Annotated in this window: 17 protein-coding genes; 6 read left to right on the top strand and 11 right to left on the bottom strand. The window is 62.6% G+C overall.

Features of this window, described 5'->3' with window-relative positions; all coding sequences use genetic code 11:
* The first annotated feature begins 934 nt into the window (after window positions 1-934).
* Window positions 935-1,225, top strand: coding sequence for a DUF6522 family protein (locus MKL20_RS18930; protein ID WP_244037965.1), 291 nt, complete (start codon window positions 935-937; stop codon window positions 1,223-1,225).
* A gap of 210 nt (window positions 1,226-1,435) precedes the next feature.
* On the opposite strand, the gene MKL20_RS18925 is transcribed toward MKL20_RS18930, so the two are convergent.
* The 8 genes from MKL20_RS18925 to MKL20_RS18890 all read right to left on the bottom strand — a co-directional run bounded on the left by MKL20_RS18925 (window position 1,436) and on the right by MKL20_RS18890 (window position 9,581).
* Window positions 1,436-2,788: an MFS transporter gene (locus tag MKL20_RS18925; RefSeq protein ID WP_244037964.1), complete on the bottom strand. Its 1,353-nt coding sequence runs from the start codon at window positions 2,786-2,788 to the stop codon at window positions 1,436-1,438.
* Between the two features lie 40 nt (window positions 2,789-2,828).
* Window positions 2,829-3,167 (bottom strand): Rieske (2Fe-2S) protein, encoded by a 339-nt coding sequence (locus MKL20_RS18920; RefSeq protein ID WP_244037963.1) that lies wholly within the window; start codon window positions 3,165-3,167, stop codon window positions 2,829-2,831.
* The gene (nirB, locus tag MKL20_RS18915) at window positions 3,167-5,614 is read right to left on the bottom strand and encodes a nitrite reductase large subunit NirB (RefSeq protein WP_279594859.1); all 2,448 of its coding nucleotides are present in this window, start codon (window positions 5,612-5,614) and stop codon (window positions 3,167-3,169) included. Before nirB ends, MKL20_RS18920 begins: the two co-directional genes overlap by 1 nt.
* 39 nt (window positions 5,615-5,653) lie before the next feature.
* Entirely contained in the window at window positions 5,654-6,001 is a 348-nt protein-coding gene (locus MKL20_RS18910; RefSeq protein ID WP_244037961.1) for a molybdopterin oxidoreductase, read from the bottom strand.
* A gap of 686 nt (window positions 6,002-6,687) precedes the next feature.
* The gene (locus MKL20_RS18905; protein ID WP_244037960.1) at window positions 6,688-6,972 is read right to left on the bottom strand and encodes a hypothetical protein; all 285 of its coding nucleotides are present in this window, start codon (window positions 6,970-6,972) and stop codon (window positions 6,688-6,690) included.
* A 50-nt stretch (window positions 6,973-7,022) separates the two neighbouring features.
* Window positions 7,023-7,658, bottom strand: a complete 636-nt coding sequence (locus MKL20_RS18900) for a glutathione S-transferase family protein (protein WP_244037959.1) — start codon at window positions 7,656-7,658, stop codon at window positions 7,023-7,025.
* 19 nt (window positions 7,659-7,677) lie between these two features.
* A complete protein-coding gene (actP, locus tag MKL20_RS18895) occupies window positions 7,678-9,321 on the bottom strand; it encodes a cation/acetate symporter ActP (protein WP_244037958.1) in 1,644 nt (547 codons plus the stop codon).
* Window positions 9,318-9,581, bottom strand: a complete 264-nt coding sequence (locus MKL20_RS18890) for a DUF485 domain-containing protein (RefSeq protein WP_244037957.1) — start codon at window positions 9,579-9,581, stop codon at window positions 9,318-9,320. Before MKL20_RS18890 ends, actP begins: the two co-directional genes overlap by 4 nt.
* Window positions 9,582-10,073: 492 nt before the next feature.
* Here MKL20_RS18890 and MKL20_RS18885 point away from each other — a divergent pair, with 492 nt between their 5' ends.
* Entirely contained in the window at window positions 10,074-11,438 is a 1,365-nt protein-coding gene (locus MKL20_RS18885; protein WP_313902736.1) for an MFS transporter, read from the top strand.
* Window positions 11,439-11,468: 30 nt separating this feature from the next.
* Window positions 11,469-12,599, top strand: a complete 1,131-nt coding sequence (locus MKL20_RS18880; protein WP_244037956.1) for an L-talarate/galactarate dehydratase — start codon at window positions 11,469-11,471, stop codon at window positions 12,597-12,599.
* Between the two features lie 240 nt (window positions 12,600-12,839).
* On the opposite strand, the gene MKL20_RS18875 is transcribed toward MKL20_RS18880, so the two are convergent.
* Window positions 12,840-13,490, bottom strand: a complete 651-nt coding sequence (locus MKL20_RS18875) for a TetR/AcrR family transcriptional regulator (RefSeq protein ID WP_409568168.1) — start codon at window positions 13,488-13,490, stop codon at window positions 12,840-12,842.
* 81 nt (window positions 13,491-13,571) lie between these two features.
* On the opposite strand from MKL20_RS18875, the gene MKL20_RS18870 reads away from it, so the two are divergent.
* The 3 genes from MKL20_RS18870 to MKL20_RS18860 all read left to right on the top strand — a co-directional run bounded on the left by MKL20_RS18870 (window position 13,572) and on the right by MKL20_RS18860 (window position 19,244).
* Entirely contained in the window at window positions 13,572-14,312 is a 741-nt protein-coding gene (locus MKL20_RS18870) for a 3-oxoacyl-ACP reductase family protein (RefSeq protein ID WP_244037954.1), read from the top strand.
* 364 nt (window positions 14,313-14,676) lie between these two features.
* The gene (locus tag MKL20_RS18865) at window positions 14,677-16,638 is read left to right on the top strand and encodes a response regulator (protein ID WP_244037953.1); all 1,962 of its coding nucleotides are present in this window, start codon (window positions 14,677-14,679) and stop codon (window positions 16,636-16,638) included.
* Window positions 16,639-16,859: 221 nt separating this feature from the next.
* The gene (locus MKL20_RS18860; protein WP_279594862.1) at window positions 16,860-19,244 is read left to right on the top strand and encodes a type IA DNA topoisomerase; all 2,385 of its coding nucleotides are present in this window, start codon (window positions 16,860-16,862) and stop codon (window positions 19,242-19,244) included.
* A 109-nt stretch (window positions 19,245-19,353) separates the two neighbouring features.
* Here MKL20_RS18860 and MKL20_RS18855 read toward each other — a convergent pair whose 3' ends face one another.
* Complete coding sequence (locus MKL20_RS18855; protein WP_244037951.1) at window positions 19,354-19,449, bottom strand: hypothetical protein; 96 nt, start codon at window positions 19,447-19,449, stop codon at window positions 19,354-19,356.
* Between the two features lie 242 nt (window positions 19,450-19,691).
* Window positions 19,692-20,016 (bottom strand): ATP-binding domain-containing protein (locus tag MKL20_RS18850; RefSeq protein WP_244037950.1); only part of this gene is annotated, 325 nt, incomplete at its 5' end.

Below are 20,016 nucleotides of genomic sequence, written 5' to 3'. Positions count from 1 at the left end.
CCGACAATTGGACCTGGCCCATCTCGTGCGTGGAATTCGCAGATGGTGTTGGCGATCATCAGCAGAGGTGAACTGTGACCGACTCGGCTGAGTGGAAGGCGATGCCAGAATGGATGGACATCGTTGGGCCCTTCGACGGTAAGCCCGTCCTGCTCAAACTCATGAGCGGTATCACGATCGAAGCCAGGTTTAAGAGGCAGGACCTTGTCTTCTCCGATTGCGGGAACATAGCGGCCATACAAAAAGAGTGGGCTCCTTTGGACGGCAGCACGATGCCCGATCACGACCCGCCGATCATGTGGCGATTTACTATCTAACCGTTGCGGCTCACATCCACCTTCTCAGCCTTAACAGACGCGAGACCGGGCCAGCCTTCGTGATATGGCCGCGGCCAGTGCAACTGAAGGTCTGAGGCAGCCTGCGGAAATTCTTGAGCATGATGAGCAACCTCCCCGTGAGCTTTAGTTGCCGACGGTCCAAGGTGCGCCATTGGACGTACTATCGAAGCGTCATACATCGATCTACTGCGCTCCTCGAGCCCTCCTGTAGGGTGGGAGGATCACGGAGGCCGAGCGCCTGTCCTCTAGGATCGAGGCGCGAGGTACGTCTCCAATCGGACCTATTTTAGCACCGAGATCGAACCCAAACATGAACGTTCGGACCCGTCGATGACCTCTGCATTACGGAGGTGAGTTCAGGACGCGCTGCGTCGACTTCAGCCCGTGCACGGGGAAATCGAGATGGAGCGCCGTTCGAGTTAGAGCTCCGGTTCGAGTCTGATCGTTTGCGATCGAAATCCTTGGGAGCGCTATGAGGGCCGTCAACTACGACATAAGGTTTGGCGGAGGCGCGCGTTGTTGAAGATGCATAGGTACACACGGTTTGAATGTGGTCTGCTGCTTGCAAAACCGCTTGAGAAGCGGAGGACTAGCCAGTGCGCCTCGATCTCGACGAAGACGGTGGTTGGCTTATCACGCCTGCAGAATTGGCGCACAAGTTTGGCCTAGAAGAATGGGTTCTGCGAAGACAAGCTGCTCTCGGGTGCGTTGAGAGTCGCATCGCGCGTGGATATGGCAGATACAAAGGCCGGTCACGGGTCACGATCATCGTCGGCAAGCTGGGTTGGCAAGGCACATTCGCAGCCAGCGGCGAGTTACTCACCGAATTTCGGTGGGAACCTCAGCCGGTTACCATTAAAAAATCAAAAGCGTTGATTAGTATCTGATCTCAGATGTTCACCCCGGCCTCAGATTGGCGGATCCCTGTCCTCAAGCGCCTGATGATAATAATTTTTGACTACGGTGAAGCGTGCAGATGAAATTATTAGTACTTATTCTGTTCGTGTATCGAATTATTCATTGATGAGAATAAATATCTGCGTTCGAAATGTATCGGCCCGTGTGATTTCGTTTGACGCGCGACGGATGTTTGAAGATCAAGTCAGGACTGATGCGCTGCCGCCCATCAAGGCATAGCGCTGTGCGATGGCCGCATCGTAGAGCGCTTGCTCGTCCTGCTTATGTTTGATCGAGAATCGGATGAGGGCGGCTCCGCACGCGCAGGCGATCGCGGCACAGCCGAGGATGAGAAAGCAGAGCTGCACGTCGCCGGTACCGCGAAGCAGAAAACCAGCCGCGACGCCACCGATGTTGCCGCCAGCACCGATAATGCCGGCAACTCCACCGAGGACCTTCCGATCTATGAATGGCACGAGCGCATAGAGCGAGCCATAGGCCATGTGCGTGAATAGGCCGAACACGAGCATGGCCGTAATGGCCAAGCTTACGGCACTGGCCTGAGAAAAGGCTACAAGGAAGACACCTTCGCCCATCATCAGGCCAAACAGCAGCCATGTGCGACCGTCGAGTCCCTTGGTGCGGGCGACACGATCGGACAACAGGCCGCCAAGCGCACGCGCGAACAGTGCGAGCAGTCCGAACGCGCCGACCGCGTACCCGGCATCGATCACCGAGAGATGGTAGTGATCGTAGTAGTACGTGACCGCGATGCTGTGCACGAACAACTCGACGCCGAACGAGGCTCCGTAACAGGCCGCGAGTAGCCAGACTCGATAGTTCTGTGCGGCGGTTTTCATCACCTCCCAGCCGCCCTTTTTGCCGCTATCGACCGAAACCCCTTGGCGGCGCAGTTCCGGAATGTTGCCCTCTGGAGTGTCCTGTGTGAACCGCCAGTACAGACCTGCCATGACAAGCATGAGCACACCAGGTACGATCATCGAGTAGCGCCAACCGGTACCTGTGCTGACACCCGCGGCCACGATCGCGCCGAGGACGAGCGGCATCACGCTTTGCGTAAATCCTCCGCCGGCATTGCCCCAACCGCCGACGGTTGCGTTGGCGGTCCCAACGACGTTTGGCGCAAACATTACCGAGGTATGGTACTGGGTGACCACGAAGCTCGCACCGATGATGCCGATGAGAAGGCGGAACATCAGGAACGAGCTGTAGTCCCACGCGAACGCGACACCAAAGACCGTCAGCGAGCCCAGTGCCAAAAGGATCGTATACGTGAGCCGTGGCCCGTACTTGTCGCACATTGGCCCGATGATCGTTCGAGCCAAGATGGTAGCGAACACGCCGGCGATGGTGATGTTGTAGATCTGCCCGCTGGTAAGTTTGAGGTCTGCGCCAATGATCGGCATTAGCGGGGCGGTCGCAAACCAAGCGAAGAAGCAGACGAAGAAGGCCATCCAGGTCAGGTGAAAGGCCCGCATTTGCGGAGTCCTAAAATTGAAGAGCTCGATCCGGATCGCTCTCTGCGAGACCATGGCAGAGACTCCTTGATTGTTTGGAAAGAAGTCGCCGATTTTACTCCGCCGCCTCGGCCTGGACAGGCTCCGGCCGCACCCAGATCTGGCCGTCGACGACCCAAGCTGGATAGGTGACGAGACCGAGATGCTCGTGGCTCGTGCCGCAACCGGATTTTAGGTCGAAAGTTCGGTCGTGCAGTGGGCACATAAGCGTGGTCCCGCCCAGGAGACCGTCTGCCAGCGGCCCCTGGCGATGCGGGCAGAGAGCCTGTGTCGCGTATACTTGTTCTTCTGCTGTGTGGAATACGGCGATCTCCAGCTCGCCGACGCGGAAGGTGCGCCCCTCACCGGTCGGGATTTGCTTGACCGCGCCGAGCAGCACTTCGCCGGCCGCCATTACGCTTCCTCCTTTGCTGGGATCACCGAAGTGAACTGGTTGGCAGTCTTCGGGGCGACCGCCTCGAGCCAGGGATCGACACAGGCAGCGATCGAGGCCTCCATGGCCGCGTCGAGATCGGCGCAGATCCCCTCGCTGTCGTCCACCACCACGGCGCGGACCCGCTCTAGGCCGACCCGCTCCATGAAGGTGTAGGTCCGCTCCTTCCACTTCGCATTTTCGCGGTAAAACTGCATGAAGCGGCTGCCGATCAGCATCGCCTCAGTCTCGTCCTTGGCGGTGGTGAGCAGGTCGCCCTTGCGGATATGGGCGCCGGCAGCCCCCCCGACGTAGATCTCCCACTTACCGTCGCCGATCGCGACGAAGCCGACATCCTTCACGTAGGCTTCGGAGCAGTTACGCGGACATCCAGCGGTGGCAAGCTTGAGTTTAGCCGGGCTGTCGATGCCGCGGTAGCGCCGCTCGATGCGCTGGGCGAAGCCCATGGAATCGCCCAGCCCGAACCGGCAGAAATCGGTGCCGATGCAGCTCTTGCAGGTGCGGTAGCTCTTGCCCCAGGCATAGCCCGCTTTGAAGCCCAGGTCGCTCCAGATCTTGGGCAGATCATCCTTTTTGAGGCCGACGAGGTCGACGCGCTGCCCGCCGGTCAGCTTCACCAGCGGGACGTTGTACTTCTGCGCCACCTGGCCGATGCGGACCAGCTCGTCGGGCGTGCAGACGCCGCCGGGCATCTCCGGGATCACCGAGAAGGTGCCATCCTTCTGGATGTTGGCGTGGACGCGGTCGTTGATGAAACGCGCGTCGCGCTCGTCGTCGTACTCGCCTTTCCATACGGTGATCAGCAATGAGGCGAGCGCCGGCTTAGCGCCGGCATCGACCTCGCCGTTCCCGAGTTCGCGGAACACCGAGGAGACCGACTTGAGGCCGCGGGCGACCACTTCCCTCATCAGTTCCGGTTTCCGCAGCGGGATAGTCGGCACGTAGTAGTGGACCGACGGGTCCTCCTCGACCTCACCGCCCAGGAGCCACGAAACAAGTTCGGTCACCTCACCCTTGCAGGCGCCGCAGCCCATGCCGGCGCGGGTCTGAGTCATCACCGCTTTGGAGCTATTAGCGCCAGCTATAACGCAGGCCGCGATGCCGGCCTTGGTTACGCCATTGCAGTTACAGACCTGAGTCTCCGCCGGCATCTCGTCATAGGTGACCTTCGCGGACGGTGTGCCGAGGTCGAACATCAGCGACAGACGCTCGTCCGGCAGCGGTGCGTTCTGCGCGAAGGCCTGCATCAGGAACGGCGCCTTGGAAATGTCGCCCATCAGGATGCCGCCGACCAACCGGCCGTCGCGTACGATCAGTTTCTTGTACGTGCCGCGCTTCGGCTCGGTGAACTGCACGACCTCGTCGTTGTCGTCCGTCGGATCGGTGATGCCCATCGACGCGAGTTCGACACCCATCACCTTCAGCTTCGTGGCGAGTTTCGAGCCGTGATAGGCCGCGTTTACATTGGTCCGGGTGACGTGCTCGGCGAAGACTTTCGCCTGTTCGTAAAGCGGTGCGACCAAGCCGTAGAGCCGGCCACGGTGCTGCGCGCATTCCCCGACCACGTAGATATCGCGGTCGTCCACCGACTGCATGTGGTCGTTGACGACGATGGCGCGTTCGACCGTCAGCCCCGAGAACTGGCCGATCTCCGAGTTCGGGCGGATCCCGGCTGCGACGATGACGAGGTCGCACGGCAGCTCCGTGCCGTCCTTGAAGCGCAGCCCCTCGACCTTGTTGGTGCCCATTACCTCAGTGGTCTGCTTTGCGGTGTGAACCTGGATGTTCATACCCTCGATGGTCTTCTTCAGGAGCCCACCCGCGGCCACATCGAGCTGCATCTCCATGAGATGGCCGGCGAGGTGCACTACGTGCGACTCGCAGCCCAGCACAGTCATGCTGCGCGCGGCTTCAAGGCCCAGAAGGCCGCCGCCAATCGTGACCGCGACTTTGCTGCTTCGGGCGTAGTCGACGATTTGTTGGCAATCCGCGACGGTGCGGTAGCCGAAGACACCGGGCTTGAGGCTACCATCCTCCATCCGTACGCCATGTATAGGCGGAATGAAGGCGCGGCTGCCGGTGGCGATCATCAGCTTGTCGTAGCGTTCCCGCACGCCCGTGTTCGCGATGACGACCTTGGCGGCGCGATCGATCTTCTCGACGCGGTGGCCGGCATGGAGCGTAATGCCGTTCTCCGCATACCAAGATAGCGGGTTCATGGTGATCCCGTCGGTATCCTGAGTCCCGTTCAAGATTTCGGAAAGCAGGATGCGGTTGTAGTTGCCGTAGGGCTCGTCGCCGAACATGACGATGTCGAACATCTCGGCGCCGCCCCGGGCCAGCACCTCCTCCACTGCACGGGCGCCGGCCATGCCGTTTCCGACGACCACGAGTCTCTGCTTGCTCATGAAGGCTCTCTTGCTGGGTTCTTCGCGCGATCGGACCGTTCAGATCTCCAGGAGGCCGACATCGACCACGACTTGGCCGGTGGCTCCCTCGGGGGCGGAGAGGTGGATCTCAACCTGCGTGTCCGGCGGCAGATCTTCGACGATCGTCAGCGGCACGTTCATGCCGGCCTTAGCGCCGATCGGTAGGTAACGGGCGGCCTTCCCGGCGATGACCAGCGACAGGCAGATCAGTTCGGGTCCTGAATTGCCTGCGCGAAGATAAACAAACTGCGCCCGCTTGGTACTTGGAACCGTATAGATTAATGTCGATGCTAGGAGGGCCGACTGGTCAAGTCCGGCCCCGGAGTATTCAAATACGCCCTGGAGAAACTTTGGAATAGATTCCATTATCTTGATCCTCGGTAAAGTTCCGGGGCCGCGGCCCCGCCTCGTCCTTGTGATGGAGAGGGCGTCAGACTAAAGAGCGGGGGCAGCGTGTCGGCAGCCGCGAACGCGGGAATCGCATTGAAGGAGCGCATCCGCAGGCGTTTCACCAATGACGTTTGGGATCTGCTTGGTTTGTGGGCAGCCTAGAGGTGCCCGATGGGATACGTATCTTGATATCGGCCATGCGACGCTCGCCACATCTGCTTGTCTGGAATTGTTTGGGGCTCTTCCCTACTGGTCGCGCGGGATCCCAACACCCGAACCATCCCCGGACCGGGAAGTGAACAAGACGACCACAAACTGCAGGAACCTGGCCAGAACCTGACCGATCGAACCACCTGATTGGCGCCGTTCTAAAGTGCAACGTTAGCCCATACTATCTGCAAGTCGAGCAACAATTTTAGGCTTAGTGCTCATTGCGCATCATATCTGATCAATACGACCGCAGAAGCGAAATGAAAGCACTTGAGCTCTTCATAAGGGTCTGCCCGTATGTTGCCAATTTGTATCCGAAAATATTTGCGCTTGATTGGCAATAATTTGACAAGCCTCAACTCGGCTACGGCAGCGTTGATCGAGGTTGAGCGCGACTTGGCACCAAATAATCGTGACTGACTATTCTCAGGCGGCTTTCGGTTTGATCGTGTTCACGCTCGCCGCATTGTCACTGATCCGTCGCCGGGGTCGATTGCCTCGACACGTGGGCCGAAGATCCCAACCTCCGCCATAACCGCAAGATATCGGTTGCGTGCTTGGGCCAGGGTATCGCTTTCCGCCAACGGTAAAACGGGCAGCAATTCGCGAATCAGGCCAGCAACGACTATCTCGCGCTCGCCCACCTGAAACGATCTCCGATTCGGTGGGCTCTCGAAGGCCGAGGCGACGTTCTCAGCGATGATCCGCGCGGCCTGTTCAAGGCCATGGCCTATCATGGTTTACCTCCCCACGATGACGTGCTCGGCCGGAACAGACGCATGGCAGACTACACCACCTTCTCGGTGATCTGCTGCGGCGTGGGTTTCGTCTCTTGGAAGGAAGGCCTGCGTTCCATGCGATCGCTGTAGGCGGCAAGGCTTGGGTATTGCTCACGCCACGCGTAATCCGGCCAGCGAACGGTGAGATACCCGACGACCGTCCCGGCCGCGATGTCCCCGAGCCCGAAGCTGTCGCCGACCGCGTAATCACGGTCGCCGATCAGGCGGGCGATCTCACGCATTCCGCCATCCACCTTTCGGCGCTGTCGGGCGATCCATTCCGGACTCTGCCGCCCCTGCTCGCGCATTTGCTCGAAGAACATGAGCACGAACGCGTCGCAGGTGCCGTCGCATAACACCTCGAACTTGCGTGCCAGGAGCCGGCCGTCGATATCCGCCGGAACGAGCGGCGGCGTCGGGCACTTCGCCTCGATCCACTCCATGATGTAGTGCGACTCGTAGACGGCGCTGCCATCCTCAAGGATGAGGACCGGCAGCTTCTCGAGCGGATTATACTGCGGTGTCACGGACGTGCCGTGCCAGGGCACTTCGGTCTCCAGGTCGAAAGGGATGCCCTTCTCGGCGAGCGCGATCCGCACCTTGCGGGCATACGGGCTCGGTGTCGCGCTGATCAGTTTCATCATGCTGCAATCCTGAGCTGGTTCATTCCGCCGGCACGGAAGCGGGCGGTGCTGTCCGGCCGATTGAGGCACTGCGCTGGTGATCGATCCCCGCCTGCGGACTTCTGTCCATGACGGACACGACGTAGCAGACGAGGAACGCGAGCGGCATGGTCACGATCGTCGGCGGATCAATCGGAAAAATCGGTGTCGCGTAGCCCAGCACGCCGACCCAGACCGGCCGACCTAGGATGGTGAACAAGAGCGCGGTTCCGAGCCCGACGCATCCCCCGGTCACGGCACCGCGCGTGGTGAGCCCCGGCCAATATAGGACCAGGATCAGCAGTGGCAGCGTCGACGAGCAGGCGATTGAGAACGCCAGGCTGACCATGTAGGCGACGTTCTGGTTCTGGAACGCGATGCCGAGCCCGATCGCGACGATCCCTAGGACCACGGTCGCGTAGCGTGAGACGCGGACCTCGGACGCATCGCTCGCGCCGGCGCGTCGGAACACGCTGGCGTAGAGGTCGTGCGACACCGCGGTCGCCCCAGCGAGCGTCAAACCCGCCACGACTGCGAGGATGGTCGCAAAAGCGACGGCCGAGATAAACCCCAGCATCAGGTCGCCGCCGACCGCGTGCGAGAGGTGGATCGCCGCCATGTTCCCGCCGCCGATCAGGCCGCCGGCGGCATTCACGTAGGCTGGATTCTTGGCGACCAGGGCGAGCGCTCCGAACCCTATGATGAATACGAGCGCAAAGAAGTAATTCATCCATACGGACGCCCAGAATACGGATATCCGGGCGGCGCGGGCGTCGGGCACCGTGAAGAACCGCATCAGGATGTGGGGCAGGCCCGCGGTCCCGAACATCAGCGCGAGACCGAGCGATATCGCCGAGATGGGATCACGGGACAAGAATTGCGGTGTCAGGATCGACTCGCCGCGGGGGTGACGAGAGACCGCTTGCCGAAGCAGGGCGCCGTAATCGAAGCCGAAATGGGCCATTACGAGCAGCGCGATCACGGTCCCGCCGATGATGAACAGCACCGCTTTCGTGATCTGCACCCAGGTCGTCGCGACCATGCCGCCGAACAGGACGTAGCAGATCATCAGAATTCCAACGATGAACTGCGCGTAAATGTAATCGAGGCCGAGCAGAAGACGGATGAGCTGCCCGCCTCCCACCATCTGAGCGATGAGGTAGAATGCGATCACGACCAAGGACGCCGAGGCCGCGAAGATGCGGACCGGCTTCTCCTGAAGGCGCGTACAGGCGACGTCCGTGAAGGTGAAGCGGCCGAGCGCGCGGAGCCGCTCCGCCATCAGGAAGACCACGATTGGCAGCCCCGTTGTGTATCCAACCGCATAGATGAGGCCGTCGAAGCCGTTACCGTAGACGAGGCCGGCAAGCCCGAGGAAGGCGCCTGCCGAGATAAAATCGCCGGCGATCGCGAGTCCGTTCTGGAAGCCCGTGATCCGTCCTCCGGCCGTGTAGAAATCGGAAGCCGATTGCGTCCGTTTTGCCGCTCTGTAGGTGATGTGCAGCGTGCCAATAACGACGGTGGTGAAGAGCGCAATCGCCGTCAGGTTGAGGCCACCGCCGGCGCCCCCCGTCTGCGCGAGCGCCGGTGCTGGCGCGAGGAGAGCGAGACCGATCAGCGTACGGCGCGCCGCTGAAACACTCATCGGATGCCCTCGCGGTTCGCGATGAGCACGTAGATCCCGGTCAGCACGACGCCGAGCGCAATGACGAAGAGACCGTACGCGAAAGCGACGGTCACCGTACCGCCATCGACAAGGGGCTTGGCCAGGACGGCGGGCGCGAAGGCGCCGAGCCCGACGAAGCCGAAGTAGAAGACGATCAGGATCGCCGTGAGGGCGAAGCCGAGCCGGGGGCGCCCAATTCCGACGCCTGCCTGGAAGGGTGAAGAGATCTGCTCAGCCATAAATGTTTTCCGGACGCGTACCGGAAGGATGAGCAACTCGGATGCCAAATCAGCCACCGCTGCGAGGAAGGCTTACCGTCTCGATCAGGTCAGGCCGGATATCCTCCCTTAAATAACGTCTGCCCAAATTGACGCGACCGCCGTCGGTTAAAAATTCTCGGCACGATCAAGGCTGCTTTTCTGCATCCCTTGCTCCAGAGCGGGCAGGCCGCCTTCGGCCGTTAAAGTCACGTCGACTGGCGTCTCTGAACGGCGGGGTCGGGTGGAAAATGGACTGGCCGCTCTTAGCTTGCATTCGCGAATACAGGGCATTCGACAGCAGCTCGAAACTACAAATTTGTGAGCCGCCTTCATGCATCGATGCCGATTGCGCATCAATCGATCCAGGAATGATGTTGGACACGTAAACGGCTCTGCTCCACGAGTCCCGCTGAACGAAGGCTGCCGTTGCTCCTTGAGCACCGAGACGGGCCTCGACATCGGAGGATCGCCGTGGCTCAGGCAGGGCAAGCGCTCAAGCAGACCAAGGTCAGATACGTCATCCTGGCGCTGATCTTCCTCGCAACGACCTTCAACTACGTCGATCGCGCGACCCTGTCGGTCGCCGCCTCGTCGATGCGAACCGAATTCGGCTTCGACGCGATCACAATGGGCCTCGCCTTCTCGGCCTTCGGCTGGGCCTACACGGCGATGCAGATCCCAGGCGGCTGGGTGCTCGACAAGTACGGCGCTCGCCTCGTCTACGGCATCGGGCTGATCCTGTGGTCAGCCCTCACGATGATGCAGGGCCTCGTCCACGTTGTCTCCTTCACCTTCCTGGCGCTGTTCGCCCTGCGCTTTCTCATGGGCATCGCGGAGGCGCCGGCCTTCCCGGCCAACAGCCGCCTCACCGTGATGTGGTTCCCCACGAAGGAACGCGCTTTCGCGACCTCGATCTTCCAGTCCGCCCAGTACTTTGCGCTGGCCGTGTTCACCCCGGTCATGACGTGGATCCTGCACGCCCATAGCTGGCAGGCGATCTTCTATTGGGCTGGCGGCGTCGGCATCATCCTCGGCGTCGTGTGGCTGCTCTACGTCCACGAGCCGCGCCACCATCGAGGCGTGAACCAGGGTGAACTCGACTACATTGAAGCCGGTGGCGGCCTGCCGAACATGGGCGACAAGCGCGATCGCATCCGCTGGTCCGAGGTCAAGGCCCTCGTCAGCAACCGCATGATGATTGGCATCTATATCGGTCAGTTCTGCCTGACCACGATCACGTGGTTTTTCCTGACGTGGTTCCCGACCTACCTGCTCGAAGCGCGGGGCATGTCGATCCTTAAGGTCGGCCTCGTGGCGGCGATCCCGGCAATCTGCGGCTTCCTCGGCGGCCTCGCGGGCGGCCTATGGTCGGACTGGATGCTCCGGCGCGGCTTCAGCCTGACGACGGCGCGCAAGACGCCGATCATCGTCGGCCTATTGTTCTCCAGCACGATCGTGCTCGCCAACTACGTGCCGTCCGACGTGTTCGTGATCGTGGTGATGAGTGTCGCCTTCTTTGCCAAGGGCATCGGCAATCTCGGCTGGTGCATCGTCGGCGATGTCTCGCCAAAGCAGATCATGGGCGTCAGCGGCGGCATCTTCAATCTGTGCGGCAACCTCGCCAGCATCGTCACGCCGCTCGCCATCGGCATCATCGTGAAGGAGATGGGCTCCTTCGACCTCGCCCTCGTCTACATCGGTGTGGTCGCTCTGATTGGCGCCCTTTCCTACCTCGTCATCGTCGGGCCGCTGAACCGCCTGGAGATCCGCAGCGACGAGCGCGCCCCGGATGCCGAACCCGTCCTGTTGCGCGACGTCGGCACCGCCCGGGCCTGACCGCCCCAATCCCAAACTCTGGAGGACTTCATGGCTCAGGACACCGTCACCGGCATCCGCCTGCGCTCGGTCTACCTGCCGCTCAAGACCCCGATCAGCGACGCCAAGGTGCTGACCGGCCGGCAAAAGCCGATGACCGAGATTGTTATCCTGTTTTGCGAAGTCGAGACCTCGGACGGTCACCGCGGCCTCGGTATCAGCTACTCGAAGCGAGCCGGCGGGCCGGGGCAGTTCGCCCATGCCTGCGAAATAGCCCCCTCGCTCCTCGGGGAAGACCCGAGCGACATCGCCAAGGCTTGGGACAAGCTCGCCTGGGCCGGAGCCTCGGTGGGCCGCAGCGGCCTCGCCGTGCAGGCGATCGGCGCCTTCGACGTGGCCCTCTGGGACCTGAAGGCAAAGCGCGCCGGCCTCTCGCTCGCCAAGCTCCTCGGGGCGCAACGCGACAGCGTGCGCTGCTACAACACCTCCGGCGGGTTCCTGCACACCCCGCTGGAGGAGCTTCTGGTCAACACCGACCGCTCCCGTGAGAAGGGCATCGGCGGCATCAAGCTGAAGGTCGGGCAACCGGATTGGGCCCTCGACATCGAGCGGGTCTCCCGCGTTCGGGAACATCTTGGCGAGGCGTTCCCGCTGATGGTCGATGCCAACCAGCAATGGGATCGTCCGACCGCGATGCGGATGGGCCGGATCTTCGAGCAGTTCAACCTGATCTGGATCGAGGAGCCGCTCGATTGCTACGACGCCGCCGGCCACGCGTCTCTGGCCGCCGCCCTCGACACGCCGATCGCCACCGGCGAGATGCTGACGAGCGTGTCCGAACATTGGGACTTCATCCGCCAAAACGGCGCCGACTTCCTGATGCCGGACGCGCCCCGGGTCGGTGGCATCACGCCCTACCTGAAGGTGGCGACGCTGGCCGAGTTCGCCGGCATGACCATCGCCCCACACTTCTCGATGGAGCTGCACATCCACCTCGCGGCTGCCATGCAGCGGGAGCCGTGGGTGGAGCATTTCGAGTGGCTTGAGCCGCTATTCAACGAACGCCTTGAGCTGAAAGATGGGCGGATGCTGGTGCCGACGCGCCCTGGCCTCGGCATCAGCCTCAGCGAGCAGGCGTTGACCTGGACCCGGGAGCTCGCAGGGTTCGGAAGTCTCAGCTGATCGCTTCTTCGGGGTCCTCCTCAGTACCACTTGCCAGATCGGCACACCTTTCGTCGTCCGCTTCCGGGCAATAAAGCAAATTGTCTCAGACGACCGAATGGGGTCGGTAGCAGGCCGTCCGCTGTTCCAGCACATCTTCTCGGAACCGGTCACACGGCTTTCGGCCAGATCAGCCTGGCCGGATGGCACCCATCCCTGCTTTCGTGGTTCCCGCCGTTTTCTTAAAGCGGACGAAGACTTTCAACAGCCGACCCGAGCATCCCACGCCGACATCGTGAGATGGGCGACCGCCTCAAGTTCCTCTCGGGTTGCACCATCGCGGGCCTGAAGCGACATGCCGTTCTGCACCGTCAGCACAAAGCGTGCGAGCGCGGGAACGTCCACCGAGGCGCCGATCTCGCCGTCCGCAACCGCGCGATCAAGCCGCTCCTCGACTCTTCTCAGCCCGATGGCGCGGGCCGTCCGGACCAATTCACCAAGTTCCGCGTGTCCTTCGCTGCCGGCCGCCGAAAGCGTCACCATGCAACCGAGCGGCTCCATGCGTCCGCAGGAATCGGTCAGCGCAGCTGCTGAGTCGATCAGGAGCGCCTCGACGGCCGCGCGGGCGGTCGTTGCTGCGGCGAAGTTGGCCCAGGCTTTCGCCTCGTATTGCTCGCCGTAGTGGCGCAACGCCTCGGCGTAGAGGGCCTCCTTCGAGCCGAACGCCGCATAGAGGCTCGGCGAGCCAATCCCCATAGCTGCAGTAAGGTCGGAAATGGATGTCGCGGCAAAGCCCCGGCGCCAGAACAGTTGCATCGCCTGGCCGAGGGCCGCCTCACGGTCGAAGGCACGGGGTCGTCCGCGCCCGCGGACTGCAACAGCTGCGGTCGATGGCGGAGACAATTTCTGCATCGTTCGATCTATAAATCGCTTGACCCGAGCCGACAACGCATCTAGCCATTTCTGTGTCATCCATTACAGAAAGATCGGACCATGAGCGAATTGGCAGGCAAGCGTGCCCTGGTGACGGGCGCATCGCGCGGCATCGGCGCCGCCATTGCTCTGGCGCTCGCCGACCGGGGCGCGGACGTCGCCATCACCTACGAGCGATCCGCTGAACGGGCGGCCGGCGTCGTCCACACCATCGAGGCAAAGGGCCGCCGCGCCATCGCCATCCAGGCCGACAGCGCCGACGCGTCGGCGGTGAAGCGCTCGGTCGACGAAGCAACCGAGAGCCTCGGGGGGCTCGATATTCTCGTCAATAACGCCGGCATCGCCCGCGGTGGACCGTTTGCAGAGATGAGTCTCACCGACATCGATGCCATCCTCGACGTCAACGTCCGCTCGGTCGTGCTGGCGTCGCAGGCGGCCATCCCGCACCTCGCGGACGGCGGCCGGATCATCTCCATCGGCTCATGCCTCGGGGAGCGGGTCCCATTCCCTGGCGTGACGGTCTATTCCATGTCGAAATCGGCCTTGCTCTCGTTCACGCGAGGGCTGGCGCGTGAACTTGGTCCACGCGGCATCACCGTGAACCTCGTGCAGCCGGGATCGACCGACACCGACATGAACCCGGCGGATGGCGCTCAATCGGACCTGCAGCGGTCGATGACCGCCCTCGGCCACTACGGGAAGCCTGAAGATATAGCAGCCTCGGTGGCGTTCCTGGCGAGCCCGGCTGCGCGCCAGATCACCGGCACTGCCATCACGATCGATGGCGGCGCGAACGCCTGAGTCGGATCCGCGGATGTAGACCTACGTCTGACCTCGTACCGTCAGATCGTAAGATTCCGCTCCACAGTCATGCGGAGCGGCTTTCCTGCCCGATCCGTCGAAGCTGAGGCCGGCTGATACCAAGCCTCTGCCGTCATTGGGCAGGTGCCAAGGCAGTCCGCTTTCCCGCAGAGCATTCTCAGAAGCGGAAGTCCCGCTTTCGGCCGGATCCAGTCGGCCACTACGCGCTAAACGCGGTCGGCTCGCCCGCCTGAGCATGATTACCGCACTGGACAACCCGCGAAGACGTTCGTTCCGTTCCAGGGCTGGCAGTGGCGGGAGCCGCTCGCTTTCCATAGCTCGCGGGTCGTGACACTCACTACCCATGAGCAGCTTGCACAAATTGATCGGGACGGTCGCCCGCCGGCGTCATTCGCCGGTAACCGACTACGGTGTCACGCTGCTGTTGATCGGCGCCATGACCTTCGTTCGGTTCCTGGCTCCAGCCCATGTCGCTCCGTTCCTGCTGTACATTCCTGTCCTCATGGTCGTCACTCTGGCTTTCGGCTGGGGGGCCGGGACGCTGGCGCTCTCGTTGTCCACCTTGATCGCCGCGTGGTTCTACACGCGCGACGGGATACTCGGCGGCGTCGACGTCGCGCTGCTGGGTCAGTACGTGACGGTCGGTGCGACTATGGTGTGGATCTGCCACGCGTTGCGCCGCTCCGTCCTGCAGAATGAAGCTACGTTGGAGCGGCTCAACGCAGCGAACCACGTCCTCGTCGACAGGGAGGCGGCGCTGACCAGCGCCAACGCTGCGGCGCAGGCTGCTAAGGAAGCGGCCGAGCAGGCTAACACGGCAAAGAGCGATTTTCTGGCTAATATGAGCCATGAACTTCGCACACCGCTTTCCGCCATCATCGGCTACAGCGAGATGATGGGTGAGGAGATCGCGGACGGCTGCGATGCGTCGGACCTTGTGGCCGACATTGGCAAGGTCGAGCGCAACGCCCGTCACCTGCTCGGGCTCATCAACGACGTGCTGGACCTTTCCAAGGTCGAGAGCGGCAAGATGGAGGTCTACGCCGAGGATTTCGCGGTGGATGACATGCTGCGCGACGTCGCGAGTTCGGTCGCTACGCTGATCGGTAAGAAGGGTAATAAGCTGGAATTGCAGCTGGCACCCGAGCTGGGCCGGATGCATTCCGATCTGACCAAGACGCGGCAGGTGCTCTTCAATTTCCTGAGCAATGCAGCCAAGTTTACGGAAAGCGGGATTATCACGCTTGCCGCCTCGCGCACGACGGACGCCTCAGGTGTCGACCGGCTTTCGTTCGCCGTCTCTGATGCCGGGATAGGCATGACAGCTGAGCAGGTGTCACGCCTGTTCCGGCGTTTCGAGCAGGCCGATGCTTCCACGACGCGCAACTTCGGCGGGACCGGGCTTGGTCTTTCGCTCACGCGTTCCTTCGCCGACCTGCTCGCGGGGGTGGTCACAGTGTCCAGCGTCCCTGGCCAGGGCAGCACCTTTACGTTCACTGTGCCAGCGACTTTCGTTCCCCTAGCCGACGAGCAAGCATCGCCTGATCCAGACGTCATCGCAGACGACGAGGTGGGAGGCGATGTCATCTTGGTCATCGACGACGATACGGACCAACTTGCTCTCACCACGAGATTCCTTCATCGCGAGGGCTTCCAGGTACAGACAGCGGCGAACGGCAGGAGCGGGCTCGAACTCGCCCGGAGGCTGCGGCCGCGGGCCATCCTGCTGGACGTGATGATGCCGGGTGTGGATGGATGGTCCGTGCTAAGCCAGATCAAGGCGGACGAAAAGCTTGCGTCGATCCCGGTCGTGATGGTGACGTCCGTCGACCAGCGCAATCTTGCAGCGTCGCTTGGCGCCTCGGACTACATGCTAAAGCCGGTCGACTGGTCACGGTTCGGCAAGATCGTGAACCAGTTCAGGCTGGCGGAGACGGACCGGCGCGGCACCGTGCTGCTGGTCGAAGACGAGGCCGTGACCCGCATGGCGATGCGGTCCACCCTAGAGGAGGACGGCTGGTCGGTCGTGGAAGCCGCGAACGGTGAAGAAGGCCTGCAGCACGCGGCAGATACCAGGCCGGACGTCGTGATCGTCGACCTTAACATGCCTATCATGGACGGCTTCGGTTTCCTGGAGGGCGTTCGAGCCGTACCCGGCTGTTCGGACATCCCAGTGATTGTACTTACGGGTCGCGAATTCTCGGCGGACGACCGGAGGAAGCTTCGCGGCGCCAGCCAGATCCTCAATCGCGGCGACTTCGCATCGGCGACTTTGGCCGAAAGGCTGAAGGTACTTTCAGCTTGAGAAAGGCGAGGTCGGCGTAGCAGCATTAGCGTCGTGCCCACTTCGATGTCCGCTCTGGCGGCAGTTCTTCTTCGAAGCGGACGTTCTGCTTTCGGCCAGAAGTTGCCGAACTTGATCCCTCGGACTGCTTGGAAGCGGACACTCCAGTTGCGCGGGCAGTCATTTTAGAACAAAATACGAACATGCTACCGCGTGTAGCGGGCGCCTTTGCGGGCAGCGACATGTCACCTTCAAGTTCCGGCCGCACGCTATTCTTCTTCGAGAAGCCCTCGGCCATGCGGCAGTTGCAGCGCTTCTTCCGCTCGCCGAACACCGTCTGCGTGGCTGCGGAGGGGCACCTGCTGTCGGCCGAGGAGCCGGGTAGCATTCGGCCCGAGTGGAAGACCTGGCGCTTCGACGCGCTGCCAATCAAGCTCGCCACGATTCCGGTCAGCTGCGGCACGAACCGGTCCGGCCAATCGCACGAGCCAAAGATCGCCGCCATCCGGCAGGCGCTGAGTGGCGTCGAGCGCGTGATCATCGCCACCGACCCGGGGCGCGAGGGCTCCATGATCGCCTGGGAGGTGCTGGAGCACCTCGGCTGGCGCGGCCGGGTCGACCGGCTCAAGCTTGGCGCGCTCGACGACGTCTCAATCCGCCGCGCCTTCGCTGCCCTAGCCAAGGAACCGAGCTCGGGCGAGCGCGACTACGCTGCCTACCTCGAAGCGCTGTGCAGGCAGTATGAGGACTACCATCTCGGCCTGAACGGCACACGGGCCATCTCGCTGCGCCTGCGCCCGCCTGCTTTCCGGGAACCCTGGCGCTTCGGCGGGGTGCAGACGCCCACCCTGGCTATCCTCACCGACTTGGAGGAGCGTATCCGCTCCTTCGTGCCGCAGGACTTCTTCAAGGTCGCTTTGCGCCTGGGGACCCAATCCGGTGCCGAGCTGACCCTGTGGCACACACCCAAAGAGCGGATCTTCAACGCGGAGATCGCCGAGACGATCCGGACAGCTGCCGCGACGTGGTCGGGCCCCCTGACGGTTGAGCACAAGGATGTGCGACGCGCACCGCCCCGGCTCTTCTCGAAGGACACCCTCGCCCGGCGATGCGCCAAGCGGTTCGGCTGGGATCCCCAACACACAGCGGGCATCGCCCAGGACCTGTACGATCAGGGCTACCTCAGCTACCCGCGCACGGAGGCCGAGTACCTACCGGAGGGGCAGGCTGCTGATGCTGCAACGGTGATCGCCGCGATCGCCACCGTGCTGACCGACCTGCATAGCCTCATCGCGCGGGATCATGTGCCTGTGATCCGCCGTGGCATCAAAGGGCACTACGTCAAGGATCCGGGTGAGCATCACGCGATCGTGCCCTTGCGCAAGGTCCCTGATCGCAGCCGCCTCTCAGCCGATCAGTTCCGGTTGTGGGAGCTCGTCGCGAAAGCCTACCTGGCCGCGCACCTCCCCGACGGAATCGATGCTCGCACCAGCGTGACTGCCGAGGTACGGACGCCGGTTGGCCCGAAACGGTTTGCCGTCTCCGGCAACGTCATACGTGCGCCCGGGTGGCGTACGGTCTACGGCAGCGAGACGGAACTCGAAGCGGACGCCGTGCCCGGCAAGGCCAGGCGCGAGGGGGAGGCCATTTCCGCCCGCCTACCGGTTGTAAACGACGGTGAGGGCGCATCGGCAGTAACTGCTGACGTCGCTACCGCGATGACCGAGCCGCCGCGGCGGATCACACGAGGCGAGCTCCCGGTGGTGATGGGCCGATTGATCGATCAAGTGGATGATCCGATGGTCAAACGCGCCCTGGAGAACCCGGTCAACCCAAACGAGCCTAAGGGGCTCGGCACGGCCGCCACGCGCGATACGATCCTGCCTAAACTCTTGAAGAGTCGCTACATCACGCTGTCCAACGGCAAGGATCCAGCCATCGAAGTCACCGAGGTGGGGCTGGCGTTCATCACGGCGGTGCGACGCGTGTTCCCGGCCTACGGTGATCCGGTGGGGCGAGCGATGTTCGAGGCGGAGTTGGCAGAAATCGGTCGTGCCAAAACGCGCGCTGAGGCCATCCAGCGCGCCGACGCGTTTCAACATCGCACGCGGGCGCGTCTCGATGAGCTGATCGCCGTGATCTCGAACTCACCGGTGGTCAGCCTCGACCCAAGCCTGATCCCATACGGTCAGGCCGACAATCGGCCACCAACCTCGGCCATGCTGTCGTTCGCAGTGAGCTTGGCTGAGCGAAAGGGCGTGAAGCTGCCGCGCGGCTGCAAGAGCAGCATCAGCGTCTGCCGGGCCTTTCTGGACACCCATGCTGGGCCGCGCGCGCCTCAAAACGACGGCGTCAGCCAGCCCGGCCAACAGCGTGTTCCGAGCGCGGCGATGCTCAGCTACGCGCGCGGTCTGGCGGAGCAGCGGGGCATCACTTGTCCGACGGAGATCGAGACGAATTTCGACGCATGTCGTCGCTTCCTCGACGCACACGCCTCTCAGCCGCAGCAGCGGACGCCAGAGCCAAGCTCTGGAGGAGCGAGAGGCAACAAACCTGCCGACAGGGAAAAGCGGCGGGACAGGGGGGTCGAGATGCCGGGAAAGGCAACGACTCGGCGTCGTGCCTGAAGCGTCCGAACGCGGATGTCCGGGATCTCAGCTCTCGATCGTGAAGCCATGGATGGCTCGCGAAGTTTGTAACAGTTCATCGCGGATCTTGGAGCGGCGTCACGCGCCCTCAGCGGTCTGGGAGCGCAGCCAGCGTTTGCTCGCATGTGCGCCTGCTCGGCCGCGGCAATCCCCGCCTCACTGGTACGGCATGCCACAAAGCCAAACAGTTGCGGCAGCAGGTTTCGATCGCATGCTGCGCCGTGAAGACGGAATGACGCCCTCAAACCCGGCGCAACCCAAACGATGGTCCTCCACCGGCACGGCCAGCCGCCGCCCGCCACGAGGCTTTGGCCACGCGCCAACGCATAACTCTTGAGTATGCCTTAGAGCGCAAGCCGAAAGTTGCAGTTCAGCCCGCGCGCAGCGTGCTTCTGTACGACAAATGCGAGGCCGGTCATGGCGGCTTTACCGTCGGACCGCCTCTACGGCATCGTCCTGACCCAGCCACTCGCGCAGTTTGGTCCACCGCGGCCGTGTATTGCCGCCGCGGACTGCGATGCCCAGTGCTTTGCGCTGCCCGAGCAGTACAACCAACCGCTTGCCGCGGGTGACCCCTGTGTACAGGAGGTTCCGCGCCAGCATCGTCCAATGCTGCATGGCCAGCGGGATCACCACCGCCGGGTACTCCGAGCCCTGCGACTTGTGGATGGTCGTGGCGTAGGCCGGGACCAGCGTGTCGAGTTCACCGTATGGGTAGACCACCTCGCGGCCGTCGAAATCGACGATCACC

Origin of the sequence: Methylobacterium sp. E-066 (assembly GCF_022829635.1) — a bacterium.
Classification (GTDB): Bacteria; Pseudomonadota; Alphaproteobacteria; order Rhizobiales; family Beijerinckiaceae; genus Methylobacterium.
The sequence above is the reverse complement of the archived record's forward strand: the minus strand, read 5'-3'. Positions and strand labels throughout refer to the sequence as shown.

What these genes read in the sequence shown, in the direction of transcription:
- MKL20_RS18925 (WP_244037964.1), bottom strand. Translation starts at nt 2,788, where the DNA reads ATGGTCTCGCAGAGAGCGATCCGGATCGAGCTCTTCAATTTTAGGACT.
- MKL20_RS18920 (WP_244037963.1), bottom strand. Translation starts at nt 3,167, where the DNA reads ATGGCGGCCGGCGAAGTGCTGCTCGGCGCGGTCAAGCAAATCCCGACC.
- nirB (WP_279594859.1), bottom strand. Translation starts at nt 5,614, where the DNA reads ATGAGCAAGCAGAGACTCGTGGTCGTCGGAAACGGCATGGCCGGCGCC.
- MKL20_RS18910 (WP_244037961.1), bottom strand. Translation starts at nt 6,001, where the DNA reads ATGGAATCTATTCCAAAGTTTCTCCAGGGCGTATTTGAATACTCCGGG.
- MKL20_RS18905 (WP_244037960.1), bottom strand. Translation starts at nt 6,972, where the DNA reads ATGATAGGCCATGGCCTTGAACAGGCCGCGCGGATCATCGCTGAGAAC.
- MKL20_RS18900 (WP_244037959.1), bottom strand. Translation starts at nt 7,658, where the DNA reads ATGATGAAACTGATCAGCGCGACACCGAGCCCGTATGCCCGCAAGGTG.
- actP (WP_244037958.1), bottom strand. Translation starts at nt 9,321, where the DNA reads ATGAGTGTTTCAGCGGCGCGCCGTACGCTGATCGGTCTCGCTCTCCTC.
- MKL20_RS18890 (WP_244037957.1), bottom strand. Translation starts at nt 9,581, where the DNA reads ATGGCTGAGCAGATCTCTTCACCCTTCCAGGCAGGCGTCGGAATTGGG.
- MKL20_RS18880 (WP_244037956.1), top strand. Translation starts at nt 11,469, where the DNA reads ATGGCTCAGGACACCGTCACCGGCATCCGCCTGCGCTCGGTCTACCTG.
- MKL20_RS18875 (WP_409568168.1), bottom strand. Translation starts at nt 13,490, where the DNA reads ATGCAGAAATTGTCTCCGCCATCGACCGCAGCTGTTGCAGTCCGCGGG.
- MKL20_RS18870 (WP_244037954.1), top strand. Translation starts at nt 13,572, where the DNA reads ATGAGCGAATTGGCAGGCAAGCGTGCCCTGGTGACGGGCGCATCGCGC.
- MKL20_RS18865 (WP_244037953.1), top strand. Translation starts at nt 14,677, where the DNA reads ATGAGCAGCTTGCACAAATTGATCGGGACGGTCGCCCGCCGGCGTCAT.
- MKL20_RS18860 (WP_279594862.1), top strand. Translation starts at nt 16,860, where the DNA reads ATGTCACCTTCAAGTTCCGGCCGCACGCTATTCTTCTTCGAGAAGCCC.